Origin of the sequence: Aquabacter spiritensis (assembly GCF_004346185.1) — a bacterium.
In the GTDB taxonomy this organism is placed as follows: Bacteria; Pseudomonadota; Alphaproteobacteria; order Rhizobiales; family Xanthobacteraceae; genus Aquabacter; species Aquabacter spiritensis.
Genome location: NZ_SMAI01000003.1, coordinates 146,081 through 164,320, shown reverse-complemented (window position 1 = coordinate 164,320; position 18,240 = coordinate 146,081). Strand labels below are relative to the sequence as shown.

General features: G+C 70.9%; 16 protein-coding genes. 8 read left to right on the top strand and 8 right to left on the bottom strand.

What is annotated here, in order from left to right; translation table 11 throughout:
* Positions 1 to 89 precede the first annotated feature (89 nt).
* The 4 genes from EDC64_RS07125 to EDC64_RS07110 are packed head-to-tail and all read left to right on the top strand — an operon-like array spanning position 90 to position 3,973.
* On the top strand, positions 90 to 707 hold the full coding sequence (locus EDC64_RS07125) for a TRAP transporter small permease (RefSeq protein ID WP_132030580.1): 618 nt from the start codon (positions 90 to 92) through the stop codon (positions 705 to 707).
* A gap of 1 nt (position 708) precedes the next feature.
* Positions 709 to 1,974, top strand: a complete 1,266-nt coding sequence (locus tag EDC64_RS07120) for a TRAP transporter large permease (protein WP_132030579.1) — start codon at positions 709 to 711, stop codon at positions 1,972 to 1,974.
* A gap of 21 nt (positions 1,975 to 1,995) precedes the next feature.
* Entirely contained in the window at positions 1,996 to 2,994 is a 999-nt protein-coding gene (locus EDC64_RS07115; RefSeq protein ID WP_132030578.1) for a TRAP transporter substrate-binding protein, read from the top strand.
* Between the two features lie 49 nt (positions 2,995 to 3,043).
* Positions 3,044 to 3,973, top strand: coding sequence for a dihydrodipicolinate synthase family protein (locus EDC64_RS07110; RefSeq protein ID WP_132030577.1), 930 nt, complete (start codon positions 3,044 to 3,046; stop codon positions 3,971 to 3,973).
* A gap of 18 nt (positions 3,974 to 3,991) precedes the next feature.
* Here the strand turns inward: EDC64_RS07110 and EDC64_RS07105 are convergent, their stop codons facing one another.
* Positions 3,992 to 4,981: an NAD(P)H-dependent glycerol-3-phosphate dehydrogenase gene (locus EDC64_RS07105; protein ID WP_132030576.1), complete on the bottom strand. Its 990-nt coding sequence runs from the start codon at positions 4,979 to 4,981 to the stop codon at positions 3,992 to 3,994.
* Between the two features lie 18 nt (positions 4,982 to 4,999).
* The gene (gene tsaD, locus EDC64_RS07100; RefSeq protein WP_245504576.1) at positions 5,000 to 6,061 is read right to left on the bottom strand and encodes a tRNA (adenosine(37)-N6)-threonylcarbamoyltransferase complex transferase subunit TsaD; all 1,062 of its coding nucleotides are present in this window, start codon (positions 6,059 to 6,061) and stop codon (positions 5,000 to 5,002) included.
* A gap of 79 nt (positions 6,062 to 6,140) precedes the next feature.
* On the opposite strand from tsaD, the gene hemC reads away from it, so the two are divergent.
* From hemC to EDC64_RS24025, 4 genes are read left to right on the top strand one after another with little or no spacing between them, the layout of a single operon-like run.
* Positions 6,141 to 7,094, top strand: a complete 954-nt coding sequence (gene hemC / locus EDC64_RS07095) for a hydroxymethylbilane synthase (protein WP_132030574.1) — start codon at positions 6,141 to 6,143, stop codon at positions 7,092 to 7,094.
* A 1-nt stretch (position 7,095) separates the two neighbouring features.
* Positions 7,096 to 7,845: a uroporphyrinogen-III synthase gene (locus tag EDC64_RS07090; protein ID WP_132030573.1), complete on the top strand. Its 750-nt coding sequence runs from the start codon at positions 7,096 to 7,098 to the stop codon at positions 7,843 to 7,845.
* 33 nt (positions 7,846 to 7,878) lie between these two features.
* Entirely contained in the window at positions 7,879 to 9,153 is a 1,275-nt protein-coding gene (locus tag EDC64_RS07085) for a hypothetical protein (RefSeq protein WP_132030572.1), read from the top strand.
* Positions 9,150 to 10,736, top strand: coding sequence for a heme biosynthesis protein HemY (locus EDC64_RS24025; RefSeq protein WP_132030571.1), 1,587 nt, complete (start codon positions 9,150 to 9,152; stop codon positions 10,734 to 10,736). Before EDC64_RS07085 ends, EDC64_RS24025 begins: the two co-directional genes overlap by 4 nt.
* 3 nt (positions 10,737 to 10,739) lie before the next feature.
* Here the strand turns inward: EDC64_RS24025 and EDC64_RS07075 are convergent, their stop codons facing one another.
* The 6 genes from EDC64_RS07075 to EDC64_RS07050 all read right to left on the bottom strand — a co-directional run bounded on the left by EDC64_RS07075 (position 10,740) and on the right by EDC64_RS07050 (position 18,220).
* On the bottom strand, positions 10,740 to 11,444 hold the full coding sequence (locus EDC64_RS07075; RefSeq protein WP_132030570.1) for an SOS response-associated peptidase: 705 nt from the start codon (positions 11,442 to 11,444) through the stop codon (positions 10,740 to 10,742).
* Positions 11,445 to 11,555: 111 nt separating this feature from the next.
* A complete protein-coding gene (uca, locus tag EDC64_RS07070) occupies positions 11,556 to 15,095 on the bottom strand; it encodes an urea carboxylase (RefSeq protein WP_132030569.1) in 3,540 nt (1,179 codons plus the stop codon).
* A 3-nt stretch (positions 15,096 to 15,098) separates the two neighbouring features.
* Positions 15,099 to 15,752, bottom strand: a complete 654-nt coding sequence (locus EDC64_RS07065) for an urea amidolyase associated protein UAAP2 (protein ID WP_132030568.1) — start codon at positions 15,750 to 15,752, stop codon at positions 15,099 to 15,101.
* A 12-nt stretch (positions 15,753 to 15,764) separates the two neighbouring features.
* Positions 15,765 to 16,586, bottom strand: coding sequence for an urea amidolyase associated protein UAAP1 (locus EDC64_RS07060; RefSeq protein WP_132030567.1), 822 nt, complete (start codon positions 16,584 to 16,586; stop codon positions 15,765 to 15,767).
* A 9-nt stretch (positions 16,587 to 16,595) separates the two neighbouring features.
* Positions 16,596 to 17,411 carry an ABC transporter ATP-binding protein gene (locus tag EDC64_RS07055; RefSeq protein WP_132030566.1) on the bottom strand — a complete coding sequence of 272 codons (816 nt, stop codon included), beginning with the start codon at positions 17,409 to 17,411 and terminating at the stop codon, positions 16,596 to 16,598.
* Positions 17,408 to 18,220: an ABC transporter permease gene (locus EDC64_RS07050; protein WP_132030565.1), complete on the bottom strand. Its 813-nt coding sequence runs from the start codon at positions 18,218 to 18,220 to the stop codon at positions 17,408 to 17,410. Before EDC64_RS07050 ends, EDC64_RS07055 begins: the two co-directional genes overlap by 4 nt.
* Between the last annotated feature and the right edge of the window lie 20 nt (positions 18,221 to 18,240).

Genomic DNA, 18,240 nt, shown 5'->3' with positions numbered 1-18,240 from the left:
GCGCGGAGGGGGATTGACGGGAAAAATGTATAAAATCTACATTGCGTTTGAAAGCTCAATTTTCGCCCATGCACAAGGATCGCTCAGGCATGCCCCCAAGCCCCGAGGACACCCGGTTCGGCGTGGCGCCGCGCCTCGTGGTCCGCCTGTCCGAAGGGCTTCTGAAAGCGGAGAAGATCGCCGTCGCGGGCTTTCTGATGCTGCTGACCGGGCTGATCCTCCTCAATGTCGCGACCCGCTACACCGGCATGCCGCTCTATTGGGTCGACGAGGCCGCGATCTATGCGGTGGTCTGGCTGACCTTCGTCGGCGCCTCCGCCATGACGCGGCTTCGGCTGGATTTCTCGGTGACGCTTTTGACCGAGCGCCTGTCGCCCGCCATGGCGCGCCGCGCAAAGGTGGTCTCGACCCTGCTGCTGATCGCCTTCGGCCTCGCCCTCGCCGCCATGTGCTGGCTCTGGATGGATCCGGTGGGCATCGCCGCCGCCGGCTTCGATGCCCGCGAACATGCCGGGCAGACCTTCAACTTCCTCTACACCGAGGTAACCCAGACGCTGCGCTGGCCCACCTGGCTGATCAGTCTCGTCATGCCTTTGTTCGCGGTCTCGCTGGTGATCCACGGCCTCGCCAACCTCCTGGAGGATCTCGGCCTCGCCCGGATGCCGGCGCGTGCGGCCACCCTCGCCGCGCCCGAGGGGGTGAGCTGACATGATCACCGCCGCCGCCTTCGTCGCCTTCATGCTGGTGGGCGTGCCGATCAGCCTCTGCCTGTGCCTCGCCGGCATCGTCTTCATCCAGGCGAGCGGCAACCCGCTGCTCTACCAGACGCTGCCGAGCCAGCTGTTCGGCGGCGTCGACAGCTACGGCCTGATCGCCATCCCGCTGTTCATCCTGATAGGCGAGATCATGAATGGCGGCGGCATCACCCGGCGCATCATCGATCTGTCCATGGCCTTCGTCGGCAACATCAAGGGCGGGCTCGCTTATGTGAACATGCTCGCCAACATGCTGGTGTCCTCGATCCTGGGATCGGCCACCGCCCAGGTCGCGATCATGTCGCAGATCCTCGTCCCGGAAATGGTCAAGAAGGGCTACGACAAGACCTTCGCCGCCGGCCTGACGGCCTATGCCGGCATGCTCGGGCCGATCATCCCGCCCTCCATCATGTTCGTGATCTACAGCGTGATGGCGCAGGTGCCGGTCAGTGACATGCTGGTCGCCGGCATCATTCCCGGCGTCCTGCTGACCGGCCTGTTCTGCCTCGTCATCGCGCTGATGGGCTTCGTCTACAAGTATCCGCGCGCCGAGCGCATGACGCTGCGCCAGCGCATCGCCGTGGTGCTCGAAACCGCCCCGACTTTGCTCATTCCCGTGGTCATCGTCGGCTCGATCCTCACCGGCCTCGCCAATGCGACGGAATCGGCGGCGGTCGGCGCGGTCGCCGCGGTCCTGGTCGGGCGCTATTGGATCAAGGAGCTGAAATTCTCCCAGCTTCCCGGCATGTTCCTGCGCGCCGGCCTGTATTCCGCCGCCGTGCTGTTCCTGGTCGCGGCCGCCGCCGTGTTCACCTGGATCCTGATCTACGCCAAGGTGCCGCAGGAAGTCGCGCTCTGGGTGCGCGCCGCGGCCGACGATCCCATCACCTTCATGCTGCTTCTCAACGTCGTGCTGCTGATCATCGGCACGGTGATCGACGGCGCGCCGGGTCTGATCATGACGGTGCCGATCCTCCTGCCGATCGCCACCCAGATCTATCACATCGACCCGATCCATTTCGGTGTCGTGGTGGTGATCAATCTGGTCCTCGGCTTCCTCTCCCCGCCTGTCGGCCTGTGCTTCTTCGTCGCCTCGGCGGTCACTGGGGCCAAGCCGGGAAAGATGTTCATCGTCACGCTGCCGTTCTTCTTCGCCGCCTGCGCCCTGCTGGTGCTGCTGTCGATCTTTCCCTTCCTCTCCACCGCTCTCGTCAAATAACGAATCTTCCGGAGACAGACCATGAGCCTCAATCGCCGTCATTTCATCTTGGCCGCCGCGGCCGGGGCCACGCTGCCGCTGGCCGCGCCCTCGATCGCCCGCGCCCAGGCCAAGGATTTCCGCCTCGGCATCATCACCCCGCCCGGCCATCCCTGGAACGAGGCGGCGATCGCGATGGGCGAGACGCTGAAGAAGGAAACCAACGGCCGCCTGTCGGTCACGGTCTTCCCCTCCGGCCAGCTCGGCAATGAAGGCGCGATGCTGCAGCAGATGCAGACCGGCGCGCTCGACATGGGCTTCATCATGACCGCCGAGCTCGGCTCGCGCCTGCCCGCCATCGCCGCCATCAACGCCCCCTGGATCGTCGATTCCACGCCCAAGGTGGCGAAGCTGGTGAAGACCCCGGTGGCGATGAGCCTGTTCGACCTCCTGCCGCGCGAGACCGGCACGGTCGGCCTCGCCTGGGGCATCACCACGATGCGCGTGGTGTTCACCGCCAAGCCGATCGAGGGAATCGGCGATCTCAAGGGCATGAAGCTGCGCATCAACACCACGCCGGCCTATCGCGACTTCTACCAATTGCTCGGCGCCGCCCCGACTCCGATCCCCACCCCGCAGGTGTTCGACGCGATGAGCAACGGGCAGGTCGACGGGCTCGAGGCCGACCTCGACTTCTCCTGGAACCAGCGCTTCGACAAGGTGTCGAAGACCATGCTCCGGATGAACGCGATCTTCATGCCGTGCATCGCGCTGGTGTCGGGCCGGGTGTGGCAGTCGCTCGCGCCGGACGACAAGGCACTGATCACCAAGGCGACGCAGGCCGCGCTCGACAAGCAGATCGCCGAGACCGTGACCAACGAGCCGGTCCTGCTGGAAAAATTCAAGGGCACCGGGATTTCGATCAAGGAAGCCAAGATCGGTGACGCCGAGACCAAGTCCATCATCGCCGAATACGACAAGATCTGGGTGCCGAAGGCCCCCATCCTCACCGAGCTGCGCAAGGTCGGTGCGACGCTCTGATCCCCCCGCCGGCGGGGCGATCCCGCCGGCCCCATCAAGGTAGAATCCCATGTCGCCCAAAGTTTCCTGGGAAGGCGTCTTCCCGGCCGTCACCACGCAGTTCCGCGAGGATTATTCGCTCGACCTCGACGCCACCGCCGGGGTGATGGACGCCCTGATCCGCGACGGCGTCTCCGGCCTCATCATCTGCGGCACGGTGGGCGAGAACTGCTCGCTCACCACGGCCGAAAAGGTCGCGCTGATGGAAGCGGCCAAGAGCACGGCGGCCGGGCGTGTGCCGGTGATCTGCGGCATCGCCGAATTCACCACCGCCTTCGCCGCCGAGACCGCCAAGGAGGCCGCGCGGGTCGGCGTCGACGGGATCATGGTGATGCCGGCGCTGGTCTATTCCTCGAAACCGCACGAGACCGCCGCGCATTTCCGCGGCGTCGCCAAGGCCACCGACCTGCCGGTCATGGTCTACAACAACCCGCCGATCTACAAGAACGACGTCACCCCCGACATTCTGGCGACCCTCGCCGACGTCGAGACCATCGTCTGCTTCAAGGAAAGCTCGGGCGACACCCGCCGCTTCATCGACGTGCGCAACAAGGTCGGCGACCGGTTCGTGATGTTCGCCGGGCTCGACGACGTGGTGGTGGAGAGCATCGCCATGGGCGCGGTCGGCTGGGTGTCTGGCATGTCCAACGCCTTTCCGCGCGAGGGCGAGACCCTGTTCCGCCTCGCCCGCCAGGGCCGCTTCGCCGAGGCGATGGCGCTCTATGAATGGTTCATGCCGCTGCTGCATCTCGATGCCCGCCCGGACCTCGTCCAGTGCATCAAGCTGTGCGAGCACGTCATGGGCCGGGGCACCTGGCGCACCCGTCCACCGCGCCTCGCTTTGCCGGATGCCGAGCGGGCCGAGGTGGAGGCGCTCATGGCGACCGCGCTCGCGTCCCGTCCGGTGCTGCCCGATGTCGGCCTGAGGGTCGCGGCCTGAAGGTCGGGCCGCGCCGGGTCAGGGCCCGGCGGTTTCCGACCGCTGCGGCCGGGCCATCAGCGCCTCGATCGCGGCCTCGATGCTGAGCCGCCCCGCCAGCACCGCCTCGACCGCCGCGCAGATCGGCATGTCGACGCCGCGCGTCTGCGCCATGGCGACGAGGACGCTCGCCGTATAGGCGCCCTCCGCCAGCTTGCCGTCCGCAGCCGTCCCCGCGCCGAGCGCGAGGCCGAGCGCGAAATTGCGCGATTGCGGGCCGGAGGCGGTGAGGATCAGATCGCCGAGCCCCGACAGGCCGGTCAGGGTCTCGCTGCGCGCGCCGAACGCGGCGCCGAAGCGCAGAAGTTCGGCAAAGCCGCGCGCCGTGATCGCGGCGCCCGCGCTCGCCCCGAGCCGGCGGCCGGCGACGATGCCGGCGGCGATGGCGAGCACATTCTTCGCCGCGCCGCCGATCTCAACGCCGCGCACGTCCGCCGAATGATAGAGCCGGAACGAGGCTGACCCCAGCGCCGCCGCGAGCGCGCGGGCGAGGTCGGTGTCCACCGCCGCCAGCGTGACCGCCGTCGGCAGGCCGCGCGCCACGTCGGCCGCGAAGCTCGGGCCGGACAGCACGGCGGGGATCAGATCCGGCGCCGCGCGGGCGATCACCTCGCTCATGAAGGCGCCGGTGCCGCGCTCGATCCCCTTGGCGCAGGAGACCAGCGGCGTGCCGGGCGGCACCTTTTCCCCCAGCGCGGCCGCCACCGGGCCGCAGGCCTGCGCCGGCACCACGAGCAGCAGCGCATCGCAGTCCGCGAGATCCGCGAGGTCGGCGGTCGGCTGCACCGCATCCTCCAGCGCGACGCCGGGAAGGCCGCGCGGATTCTCCCGCATCGCCGTCATCTGTGCGGCGGCGGCGGGGTCGCGGCTCCACAGCGTCACAGTCCGGCCGGCGCGCGCGGCGGCATTGGCGAGCGCGGTGCCCCACGCGCCCGCTCCGACCACGCCGATGCGCGCGAAATCGCTCATGCCGACCTCATGCCGGCCTCATCCCTTGCCGCCGCCGGCGGCCGGATCGAGCGGCCAGCGCGCGCGGGGGGCGAGGGTGAGAGGATCTGTGAGGCCGCGCGCCAGTCGCTCGGCCCCCGCCCAGGCGATCATCGCGCCATTGTCGGTGCACAAGGCCGGCGGGGGGACGGCGATCCGGGTGCCGAGTTCCGCAGCGGTGCGCTGAAGCGCCCCCCGGATCGATTCGTTCGCGCCGACGCCGCCCGCCACGACCAGGGCAGTCGGCCCGATGCCGACCAGATCGCGAAACTGGCGCGCCGCCGCCCGCACGCGGTCGCAGATCACGTCGACCACCGCCGCCTGGAACGAGGCGCACAGATCCGCAACGTCCTGGGTGCCGAGCGGCGCCAGGCGGCTCGCCTCGAGGCGCACCGCGGTCTTCAGGCCGGACAAAGAGAAATCGGGCTCGCGCCGCCCCATCATCGGACGCGGAAAGGAGAAGCGGTCGGGATCGCCGAGGGCCGCCTGCTGCTCCACTTCCGGCCCGCCGGGATAGGGCAGGCTCAGCATCTTGGCGACCTTGTCGAAGGCCTCGCCCACGGCATCGTCGAGGGTCGTGCCGATGCGGCGGTAGCGCCCGATATCCTCGACCGCCAGCAATTGGGTGTGGCCGCCGGAGACGAGGAGCAGCAGATAGGGGAAGGCCACCCCGTCGGTCAGCCGCGCGGTCAGCGCATGCGCCTCCAGATGATTGACCGCGACCAGCGGCTTTCCGGTGGCCAGCGCCAGGGCCTTGGCGGTGGTCAGCCCGACGATGACGCCGCCGATCAGGCCCGGCCCGGCGGCCGCGGCGATTGCGGAGAGGTCGCCGAAGCCGACGCCCGCCTGCCGCATGGCGTCGGCGATCACGATGTCGAGCACCTCGACATGGGCGCGCGCGGCGATCTCGGGCACCACGCCGCCATACGGCAGGTGATCCGCGATCTGGCTGCGCACGACATTGGACAGGATGTGCCCCGCGCCTGACGGCGCGCGCGCCACCACCGCCGCGGCGGTTTCGTCGCAGGTGGTCTCGATCCCCAGCACCAGCAGGTCCGCCACCCTTTTCCTCCCCGCCGGACGCCCGCGCCGCAAGGTCGCTCCATCGTCGGCCAATTCCCGGCTATCATCCCTCCCAGCCATGACACAAGCCAGCTTCGCCGCCACCGGCCCCCAAACCGCCCGCCTCGCCATCGGAACCCGCGGGTCCCCGCTCGCTCTGTGGCAGGCGAATGCCGTCCGCGACGCCCTCGCGGCCGCGCTCGACCGGCCATTGGAGAGCATCGAGATCCGGGTGATTCGCACCTCGGGCGATCGCATCCAGGACCGCGCGCTCTCCGAGGCGGGCGGCAAGGGCCTGTTCACCAAGGAGATCGAGGAGGCGCTCCTCGCCGGCACGATCGACCTCGCCGTCCATTCCGCCAAGGACGTCTCCACAATCCTGCCCGACGGGCTGCACCTCGCGGGCTTCCTGCCCCGCGCCGATGTCCGGGACGCCCTGATCCTGCGGGAGGGCGCCGGCCTGTCGGATCTGCCGACCGGCGCCCGCGTCGGCACCGCCTCGCTGCGGCGCGAGGCGCAATTGCGCCGGCTGCGGCCCGACCTCGACGTGTCGCTGCTGCGCGGCAATGTCCACACCCGCCTCGCCAAGGTGCGCGAGGGCGCGTTCGACGCCACCCTGCTCGCGCTCGCCGGGCTGACGCGGCTGGGGCTGGCGGCGGCGGCGAGCGCCGTGCTCGACATCGACGCTTTCCTGCCGGCCGTCGGACAGGGCGCGGTGGCGATCGAGACCCGAAAGGACGACCCGCCGACCGAAGCCGCCATTGCGGCCATCGCCTGCCGCGCGACCGGGATCGCGCTCGCCGCCGAGCGCGCCTTCCTCGCCGCCCTGGACGGCTCCTGCCGGACGCCGATCGCCGGTCTCGCGACCGTCGAGGGGGACGATGTGCGGTTGAGGGGCCTCGTGCTCAGTCCGGACGGCCGCTCGGCGGCCGAAAGCGATGCGCGCGCGCCGATTGCCGACGCCGTCCGGCTCGGCACCGAAAGCGGCGCGGAGCTGCGCGGCTCGGCGCCCGCCCGCGCCCTCGGTCTGTAAGGTGCGCGTCCTCGTCACGCGGCCCGAGCCCGGGGCGAGCGCCACCGCCGCACGGCTCGCCGCGCGGGGACATGCGGTCCTGTGCGATCCGATGCTGCGCATCGCATCGACCGGCGCGCCGCTCCCGCCGGGCCGCTTCGACGCGCTGGCGGCGACCAGCGCCAACGGCCTGCGGGCGCTGGACGTGCGAGGCCTGGACGTGCGAGGCCTGGACGTGCCGGTCTTCGCCGTGGGACCCCGCACGGCCGCCGCGGCCCGCAGCGCCGGCTTTCGGCAGGTCGTCGACTGCGCCGGCGACGCGGTGGCGCTGGCCGGTCGGCTCGACGCGGACCTGCCGCCGGGCGCCCGCATCCTGCACGCGGCCGGCGCCGACCGCGCTGCGGATCTCGCGGCGCTGCTGACGCGCGCTGACGTGAAGGTGATCGTCCATGTCGGCTATCTCGCGCCCGAAGCGGCGGGGCTCGCGCCCGAAACCCAAGCGGCGCTGCGCGACGGCGCCTTGGATGCCGCCCTCCATTTCTCCCCGCGCACCGTCCGCGCCCTGCTGCGCTGCGTCGATGACGCGGGTTTGAGGGAACCGTTCGGGCGTCTGCGGCACTTGTGCTTGTCCGAGGCCGTTGCAGCTCCGCTCCAGGCGACGGGACTGCCGGCCGACTGGGCGCCGCGCCCCAATGCGGACGCACTGCTCGGCCTCTTGGAGGGGGAGCCGGTCGAAACGGTCGAGGTTGCCCCGGGCGGGCCGGGGGTTTAAGCCGGAGGACCGGAAGGAAGCGACGAGGAGGCCATGGCGAGCGACGATCCGAACCGGCAGGACGCCGCCAAGCGCGACGCCTCCTCCTCGCCCGCCGACATCGAGGCGGCGGTGGCCCGCCTCGTGCCCGAGGATAGCCCCCGCGCGGCACCGCCCGACGCCGAATCCGCAGCGGACGCCAATGCGCAGACCGTCCACGCCGCGCAGGCGCCTGCCCGTCCGGACGATGCCGACGATCCCGCCACCATCGAATCCCGCACCGCCCGCCCGGATCCGGTCGCCGCGGCCACCCTCGATCCCCCGCCCGCGGCCGAACCCGTTTCCGAACCGGCGCGGGCGCCAGTCCCTCAGGTCGCCGGCTCCGCGCGACGGAGCGGCCCCTCGCCCTGGCTCGCACTGCCGATCGGGGCGTTCGCCGGAGCCTTGTCCGCCGCTTTGGTCGGCTATGCGCTGATCGAGCAGGGCGTCCTGAAGCCGTCGGGCGAGCGCAATCTGGAACCGCTTCTCCAGCGGCTCGCCGCCGTCGAGGCCCGTCCACAGCCCAATCTGTCGCCGCTCGAACAGCGTCTCGCGCGGGCCGAGGCGGCGACGGCCCCGATTGCCGACCTGCAGCGCGCGACCGCGGCGATGCAGGGGGAGATGGCCGGCCTCAAACAGGCGGCGCAGGCGATTCCGGCCGCGACCGCGCAGGTCGCCGCTCTGGGCCAGCAGGTCTCGACTTTGGCCGCTCAGGCCGCCGAGGCTCGGCGCCGGGCCGAGGAGGTCGCAAGCGCCGCCACCTCCTTCGACCGTGCGGTTGCCACGGTGGTCGTCCTGGGCGCGCTGAAGGACGCCGTCCTGGCAGGCCGCCCGTTCGCCGCTGAACTCGATGCCGCCCGCGCCGTTCTGGGCAAGTCGGCCGGCTCGCTCGATCCCTTCGCCGCCGGCGCCAGTTCCGGCTATGCGCCGCCCGCCAAACTGGCCGAGCGTCTGGTGCAGGCGGAAGCCGCCCCGGCGCCGGCCGGGGCGTCCTCGACCGGCAGCAGCTTCTTGGACCGCATCGTCACCAGCGCCGAAAATCTGGTCCGCGTCGGTCCCGCCGAGAACGCAGCCGCGAGCGGGCCGCCCGCCTCGCTGGACGGCGTGGTGGGCGCGGTGCGCTCCGGCGACCTCGACGGCGCGCTCAAGAAAATCGAAGCGCTGCCGCCGGCGACCCGCGCCAAGCTCAAGGACATCGCCGCGGAAATCGCGACGCGGCGCGAGGCCGCGACAACCGCTACCGCCCTCTATCAGCAGGCGCTTGCCGCCATTTCCGGGAAGGTGCCGTGATCCGCCTCCTCCTGCTCCTCATCGTCCTCGCCCTCGTCGCGTTCGGGGCCGCCTGGATTGCCGATCGCCCGGGCGAAATCGTCCTGGTCTGGCAAGGCTGGCGCCTGGAAACCACGGTGCCGGTCGCGCTGGCCGCTCTGGCGGCGTTCAGCGCCGTGCTGCTCCTGCTCTGGCGGCTCCTCGCCTTCGTGTTCGCCTCGCCGCGCCTGCTCGCCGCCTTTTCCAAGCGTCGGCGACGCGAGAAGGGGTGGAACGCATTGTCGCGCGGCCTGATGGCGATCGGCGCCGGAGACGGTGCCAAGGCCCGCAGCGCGCGCGACGAAGCCGCCCGCTATCTCCCGCACGAGCCGCTGACCCATCTGCTCGCCGCGCAATCGGCCCAGCTCGACGGCGACGGCAATCTCGCCGCGCGCTCGTTCAAAGTGATGCTGGACGCCCCCGAGACCCGGCTGATCGCGCTGCGCGGTCTCTATATGGAGGCGCGCCGGGCGGGCGAGACGGAATCCGCCAACGCCTATGCCGAAGAGGCCGCCCGGCAGGCCCCGGCGCTGGAATGGGCCGCCGATGCCGTGGTCGAGGCGCGGTGCGCCGAGGGCGACTATGCCGGCGCGCGGGCCATGCTGGAGCGCCAGATGGCGGCGCGCGGCATCGACAAGGTGCAGCACCGCCGCCGCCGCGCCGTCCTGCTGGCCGCCGAAGCGATGATGCTGGAGATCGCCGATCCGCCGGTCGCCAGGGAACGCGCGCTCGAGGCCGTGCGGCTCGCGCCCACGCTCATCCCGGCCGCCGCGGTCGCCGGGCGCCTGCTCGGTGCCGCCGGCGAGATGCGCAAGGCGGCCAAGATCCTCGCCACCGCCTATGAGGCCGCCCCCCACCCCGATCTCGCGGAGGCCTATGCCCATTTGCGGCCCGGCGATGCCGCGCAGGACCGGCTGAAGCGCGTCCGCGTGCTCGCCGCCAAGGCGCCGGATCATCCCGAGAGCATCATCGCCCTCGCCCACGCCACCATCGATGCCCTGGAATTCGCCGAGGCGCGCGCACTGCTCTCCCCGCTCGCCGCCGAACCGACCCAGCGCATCTGTTTCCTGATGGCGGAACTCGAAGCCCGCGAACACGCCGATATCGGCAAAGCCCGCGAGTGGGCCGCCCGCGCGGTGCGCGCACCGCGCGACCCGGCCTGGATCGCCGACGGCGTCGTCTCCGACCAATGGGCGGCGATCTCGCCCGTTACCGGACGGCTCGACGCCTATATCTGGGCGGTGCCGCCCGGCGTCGTGGCGACGCCGATCCTGGAGCATGAGGCCGAGCGGGTGCGCGACGCCATCGCCGCGATTCCGCCGCCCGCGGTCGCCGGGCCCGAACCCGAGGCACCGCCCGTAGATATCCTGCCTCCCGCGCCGGAAGCCGAAGCCGACGCGGCGTCCGAGCCGGCGCCGGTCGAACCCGCCGAACCGCCGGCTGCGGCGGCGAAGCGGACGGAGCGCGCGGAGCCCGACGGCGTGCTCGCCCTGCCGCCTTTGCCGGACGATCCCGGCCCGCTGCCGGACGAGGACGACGCGCCGCTGCCCCGCCGCAAGGCGTAATGGTCACACCGGCGCGACGCCCGGAAAGGCGGGCGCCGCGACCGGCTCGATCAGATCCGCGCCTTCGTTGCGCGGCGCGTTGAGCCGGGTCGAGACCGGCCACGCCGTCAGATCGTCGCCGGGATAAGGTCCGAGCCGCTCATATCCGATCTCGCCGCCGAGCCAGGGCGCCACCTCTTCACGGGCGAGGATCACCGGCATCCGGTCGTGCAGCGGCTGCATGAAGCCATTGGCCGCCGCGGTGAGGAGCGTGAAGCTGCGGACCCAGGTTCCGGTCGCGGGATCCTTCCAGCCGTCCCACAACCCGGCGACCGCCAGCGGCCCGCCGTCCTTGCGGGCGATGGCGTAGGGTTGTTTCGGGCTGCTGCCAGGACGCCATTCATAAAACGCGTCGACCGGCACCGCGCAGCGCCGGCCCGCCTTCCAGGCGCCGCGAAAGGCCGGCGACGTCCGCACGGTCTCGGCGCGCGCATTGATGGTCTTCGCCCCGAATTTCAGATCCTGCGCCCAGCTCGGCACCAGACCCCAGCGCAACAGCCCGAAAGCACCGAGGCCCGTTTCGGGATTGCGGCGGAGCACCAGCAGATCCTGCGTCGGCGCCGCGTTGAAGCGCGCCGGCGCGTTGGGCAGGACCGGGTCGATCCAATGCGCGCCGAACCACTCGACATAGCGGCTCGGGCCGTTGTGCTGGGCGAAACGGGCGCACATGGACGCACTATGCCGCCTTCCCCAGGCCCCGCAAAGGGGGCGCCTCCAAAGGGCGGCGGGACCCCGGCAGCAGGACAGGCGCCGCACGCTCCGACCATCACCGACGCCCGTCTAAAGCGGCTCGATCACCGCCACCACGTCACCTGCACGCACGATCCGGCCCGGCGCAATGCGCCATTCGCGCAGGCGCCCCGAGGCGGGGGACACGATCGCCACCTCCATCTTCATGGATTCGAGGATGGCGAGGGGGTCGCCCGCCGCGACGTCTGCGCCTTGGTCGGCCACCAGCTTCCAGACATTGCCCGGCACCTGCGCCGCCACCGCGAGGCAACCGTCCGGAATCGCATCTTCGCCGAGCGGCGTGCCGCTCTCCTCGGCGGTGAAGGTGTCGAGCCCCTCCGCCTTCCAACGCGCCCGCTCGGCCTCGAACGCGGCCTGCTGGCCCGCTTTGAAGACCGCGATCTCGGCCGCGTCGCGGGCGAGGTCGGCGGCATAGGCGGCATAGGAGAAGCTGGCCTCCTCGATGCGGATCGGATAGGCGCCATGCGGAAAAGCGGCGCGCGCTTCGGTCAGTTCGGCGTGGCTCACCGGGAAGAAGCGGATCTGGTCGAAGAAGCGCAGCAGCCAGGGCGTGCCGGGGGCGAAGACCGGCGTCGAACGCCATGTATTCCACATCTGAATCGTGCGGCCGAACAATTGGTAGCCGCCCGGCCCCTCCATGCCATAGATGCACATATAGGCACCGCCGATCCCGACCGCGTTTTCCGGCGTCCAGGTGCGGGCGGGATTGTATTTGGTGGTGACCAGGCGGTGGCGGGGATCGGTCGGCGTCGCCACCGGCGCGCCCAGATAGACGTCGCCGAGGCCGAGCACCAGATAGCGCGCGTCGAACACGATCCGCCGGACCGCGGCCTCGTCGGGCAGGCCGTTGATGCGGCGGATGAACTCGATATTGGACGGGCACCACGGCGCATCGGGCCGCACCAGCTCCTGGTATTTGCGCATGGCCAGCCGGACGTCCGGATCGTCCCAGGAGAGCGGCAGGTGGACGATGCGGCTCGGCACCACCACCTCTTCCGCCGCCGGCAAGGCGCGCTCGATCTCGTCCAGCAGGCCGAGCAGGCGGGCACGCGGCAGGACCGTGCCGTCATAATGGATCTGAAGCGAGCGGATGCCGGGGGTGATGTCGCGCAGGCCCGGCAGCTTCGCCCCCTCCACCGCCTGCGCCAGCAGATGGGCGCGCAGGCGCAGCGCGATGTCGAGCGTCATCGCGCCGAACTCGACCAGGAGATTGTCGTCGCCCTGGCGGCGATAGACCACCGGCACCGGACCGTCGTCGCGCCGGGCGAGGATCGGCGAGGCGGCCTCCGGCACCCGCGCCACGTGCGGCCCCGCCACCGGATCGGCCGGACGCGCGAGAGCGTGAAAGCGCACGGTGTCGCCGGGCTTCAGCTGGCCCATCTTCCAGAGTTCGTCGCGGCCGATCACCGCCGGGCAGACGAATCCGCCGAGGCTGGGTCCGTCGACCCCGAGCAGGATCGGCATGTCGCCTGTGAAATCGATCGCCCCGACCGCATAGGCATTGTCGTGGAGGTTCGAGGGGTGCAGCCCCGCCTCGCCGCCATCGGCCCGCGCCCAGCGCGGGGCCGGCCCGATCAGCCGGACGCCGGTGCGGGCGCTGTTGAAATGCACCTCGTAGGCGGCCGAGAACAGGTCCGCGATGTCGGCCTCGGTGAAGAAGTCCGGCGCGCCGTGCGGCCCGTAGACGACGCCGATCCGCCAGTCATGGACGAGGTCCGCGGCGGGGGCGCGGACCGTGGCCGGGAGCGGCGGGCATGTTTCGGGCGGGGCGAGCGCGAGCGTGTCGCCGGTGCGCAGAAGGCCGGTCGCGTGACCGCCGAACCGGCCCAAGGCGAAGGTCGCGCGCGCACCGAGCACCTCCGGCACCTGGAAGCCGCCGCCGACCGCCAGATAAGCCCGCTGGCCCGGCCCCGCCACCGCGCCGACCGCGAGCGTCTGGCCGGCCCGCACGGCAAAGCCGACATCGTGCGGCGCCGGCGCGCCGTCGAGGGTCGCCGGCATGTGTGCCCCTGCGAGGGCGACCGTCGCATCGGCGTGGAAGCGCAGGACCGGGCCGTCGACCGTCAGTTCGAGGGCGGGACATGTCTCGGGATTTCCCACCAGCGCGTTGGCGCGGGCGAAAGAGCGCGCATCCATCGGGCCGGAGGGCGGCACGCCGACATGCCAGAGCGCGCGGCGGCCGGGCAGGTCCTGGATGCTCGATTGCGCGCCGGGACGCAGCACCTCGACGCTCCGCGCAGAAAAGGCGAAGTCCCGCAGCGCCGTCGTCGCCACCCGGCCCGAGGCCAGGAGGTCGGAGCCGGCGATCGCCCGCAAATAGTCGAGATTGGTCGCGATGCCGAAGATCGCGGTGTCCGCGAGCGCGGCGCGCAAGGCGGCGAGCGCGGCGGGACGATCGGGGCCGCGCACGATCACCTTCGCCAGCATCGGATCGTAATAGGGGGTCACGTCGGTGCCGGTCTCGATCCAGCCGTCGACCCGTGGCCCCTGCGGAAACCGCACTTCGGTCAGAAGCCCGGCGCTGGGCTGGAAATTGGCGTGCGGAATCTCGGCATAGATCCGCGCCTCGATGGCCGCGCCGATCGGCGCCGGGGGTGTTTCGGGGATCACGTCCTCGCCCGCCGCCTGGCGGATCATCCATTCCACGAGATCGATGCCGAACACCGCCTCGGTGACGGGATGCTCCACCTGGAGCCGGGTATTGACCTCCAGAAAATAGAAATCGTCGCGTTCGGGGTCGTAGATGAATTCCACCGTCCCGGCGGATTCGTAGGCGACGCTCTCGCCGAGCCGCACCGCCGCCGCATGCAGCCGCCGCCGTGTCGGCTCCGGCAGCAGCGGCGCCGGGGTCTCCTCGATCACCTTCTGGTTGCGGCGCTGGAGCGAGCAGTCGCGCTCGCCGAGCGCGACCACGCGGCCCTTGCCGTCGCCGAAAATCTGCACCTCGACATGGCGCGCCGCGGCGACGAAGCGTTCGAGATAGACCCGCGCATCGCCGAACGCCGCGCGGGCCGTGCGCTCGACTCGCGCGAAGGTCTCGGCCAATTCCTCCGGGGTGGCGCAGAGCTGCATGCCGATGCCGCCACCGCCGGCCGTGCTCTTCAGCATCACCGGATAGCCGATCTCCGCCGCCGCCGCGCACGCCGCCGCGGCGTCCGAGAGCAGGTCGGTGCCGGGCAGAAGCGGCACGCCGGAGCGCAGCGCGATCGCCCGCGCCTCGTGCTTCAGCCCGAACGCGGTCAGATGGGCCGGACGCGGGCCGATGAAGACGATCCCGGCTTCGGCCAGAGCTTCCGCGAAGGCGACGTTTTCGGAAAGGAAGCCGTAGCCGGGATGGACCGCCTCCGCCCCGGTGGCGCGGCAAGCCGCAAGCACGGCTTCGATGTCGAGATAGCTCTCGGCCGCCGGCGCTGGACCGAGCCGCACCGCCGTATCGGCCTCCAGGACCGGCAGCGTGAAACGGTCGGCGTCGGAATAGACCGCGACGGAGGAGATATTGAGCCGGCGAAGCGTACGCCCGATGCGGCGCGCGATCTCGCCGCGATTGGCGATCAGGACCGTCTTGAACATGGCTCAGTCCCCGTCGGCGGCGAAGATCAGGACGCGGATCGGCGTCGGATTGAAGCCGTTGCAGGGATTGTTGATCTGCGGGCAGTTGGAGATCACGCACAAGACGTCCATCTCGGCGCGCAGCTCGACATGGTCGCCCGGGCGCGAGACCCCGTCGACGATCGCCAGCGCGCCGGAGGGCTCGATCGGCACGTTCATGAAGAAATTGATGTTCGGCACGATGTCGCGCTTGGACAGGCCATGCCGGCTCACTTCCAGAACGAAATTCTCCCGGCAGGCGTGCAGGTATTTCGTGTGGTGGCCGAACCGCACCGTATTGCTCTCGCACGAGCAGGCGCCGGCCGAGGTGTCGTGACGCCCGCAGCTGTCGGCGGTCACCACGGCCATGATGCGGCCTTCGTTCGAAATGAGGCGCGTGCCCGTGGTGACGTAAGCGGCGCCCTGGACGCGCAGCGTGTCCTGCGCCGAATAGCGCTCGGCGAAATCGTCGGCGCGGTAGAACAGCGTGTCCACCGCCTGCTGGCCTTCGAGATCGACGATGCGGATCGACTGGCCGCGCCGGACGATACCCGACCAGGGCGCTTCGGCGGGGATATCGAAGACGGCGAGCGCGGAGGCCGGGTCGCGCACCGGGCTGGCGATGAAACCGGAGGTCATGGGCCGCTCCCTTCAGCGCGCAAGATTTTCGAAGCCGCGCACCGCCTCGCGGGTGGCGGTGCGGCACAGATCGTCGAACGCCGGCTCCGGCGCCCAGAAGCGGATCGCCTCGACGCTGCCCGCCGCATAATCCGGGTTCGGGTCGAGCGGATGCGGGCAATTGGACAGCGCCACGAGCAGATCCATCTCGGCGCGCAGATCGACGAAGTCGCCGGCGACGCGCGGCGCGTCCTGCCAGACGAAGCCGCCGGCGGCATCGGTGCGCACCGGCGCGAAGAAGGTGATCGCCGGCGGCACGTCCCGGCGGTCGAGGCCGAGCTTTCCGGCGGCGAGGAGGAAATTGTCGCGCGTGTTGCGCATCGGCCGCACGCCGTAGCGGCGGCGGTTGGAGGCGGCGGTGGAGCCGCCGACCAGCGCATCGTGCATCCCGCTGGTATCTTCGACGATGGACAGCATGACCCGCCCCATGTCGGAGAAGATCACCCTCCCCTTGCCGAGCGCGGCGGTCCACTGGATCTTGACCGTGTCGGCATAATTGATGCGCTCGGACGTGTCGTGCGCGTTCCAGGCGATCAGCGAGACCGCGGACGGCGCATCCATCAAAGCAATCCGGACTGCCTCGCCGGGCAAGAGCCGGAGCGTCGCGTACCAGAAGGGGGGGATTACCTCCCGCTTCACGGGGCCGGGGGGCAGCAGGACGCTGCCGCGCGGCGTCGGCGGGGGCAGGACGCGGGGCGCGTGATCCTGCCCGGCGGCCTTCAAATCCTCATAGCGCCGCTTGTTCTCGGCGATGCGCGCGGCCGTCTCGGCCGCCGGGGTCACGGGCTCGGTCATGAAAAGTCCTCACACGGCAAGGGGCGCCGGGTCGTCCCGGCCGATGTCCATGGGAGAGGCCGGGTCGTCCCGGCCGGAAACGGTGGGGTGGCCCCGCCCCGCAATGCGGCGCGGCCAGACCTCGATGTCGCGCGCGACGACGGCGCCGAAGCGCGCGCGGTCGTCGCCGCTGCGCCGCCGCTCGAAGGCGATGACGCGGGTCGCGAGGGTGAAGGCCTCGCGCAGATCATGCGTGACCATCACGACGCTCATCTCGCAGTTGTGCCAGAGCGCCAGCATCAGGCCGTGAATGTCGGCGCGGATACCCGGATCGAGGGCGCCGAACGGCTCGTCGAGCAGCAGTATCCGCGGCTTGCGCATCAACGCCTGGGCCAGAGCGAGGCGCTGCTGCATGCCGCCGGACAGAGCGGCGGGGTATTTGTCCTCCGCGCCGGCGAGGCCGACCTCGGCGATCAGCGCGCGGGCTTCCTCTTCCGCCCGGCGGCGCGCCGCGCCGAACAGCCGCCCGCTCAACCGCGCCTTCGGCAGTTCGGCGGCGAGCAGGACATTGCCGAGCACGGTGAGATGCGGGAACACAGAATAGCGCTGGAAGACCACGCCGCGATCCGCGCCGGGCTCGGGCGCGAGCGGCGCGCCGTCGACCGTGATCCGCCCGCGCGTCGGCCGCTCCTCGCTCAGGAGCAGGCGCAGGAAGGTGGTCTTGCCGCAGCCGGACGGGCCGACCAGGGCGACGAAGGACCGCGGCGCGAAATCCAGCGAGATGTTCTCGAGCACGATCTGGTCGCCATATTCCATCCAGACATGTTCGACCCGGATCGCGGTCATGCGCCCCTCCCGAACCAGGGAAAGGCGGCGTCGCGCAGGCGGGCGAGGCCGTAATCGATCGCCACGGACAACAGGGTGATCCAGGCGACATAGGGCAGGATCACATCCATCGCGAGATAGCGCCGCACCAGGAAGATGCGGTAGCCGAGGCCGGAATCCGAGGCGATCGCCTCGGCCGCGATCAGGAACAGGAAGGCCGGGCCGAGCGAGAGGCGCACCCCGTCGATGAGCCGCGGCACGATCTGCGGCAGCACGATGCGCAGCGCGATCAGCCAGGTGGAGGCGCCGAGCGTCTGCGCCTTGATGATTTGCTCGCGCGGCAATTCGCGCACCCGCATGGCGAGGTCGCGGGTCAGGAAAGGGGCGACGCCGATCACGATCAAGGCGATCTTCGAGGCTTCGCCCAGCCCCATGACGATGAACAGGATCGGCAGCAAAGCGAGCGGCGGCACCATGGAGACCAGCGCCACGAACGGCGCCAACAGCGCGTTGACCAGCGGCAGGAGGCCGATCAGCAGGCCGAGCACCAAGGCGAGCGCCGTGGAGATGAACAGCGCGCTCGCGAGCCGTTCAAGGCTCGCGAGCGTGTCGGAGACGAGGATATAGTCGCCGGTGCGGGCATCGGCGACGAAGGCCAGCCGGCCGAAGGTCTCCGCCATCGTGGCAAAGCTCGGCAGCAGCTTGTCCGCCGGGTTTTCGGCGAGGCGCTCCGCCGAACCCAGCACATAAGCGAGCGCGACCAGCGCGAACGGCAAGGCGGCGAGCACCAGCGCCGTGCCGCGGTCCGGGCGGCGGTTGATGAGACGCATGGCAGCCCCCGGCCTCGCTT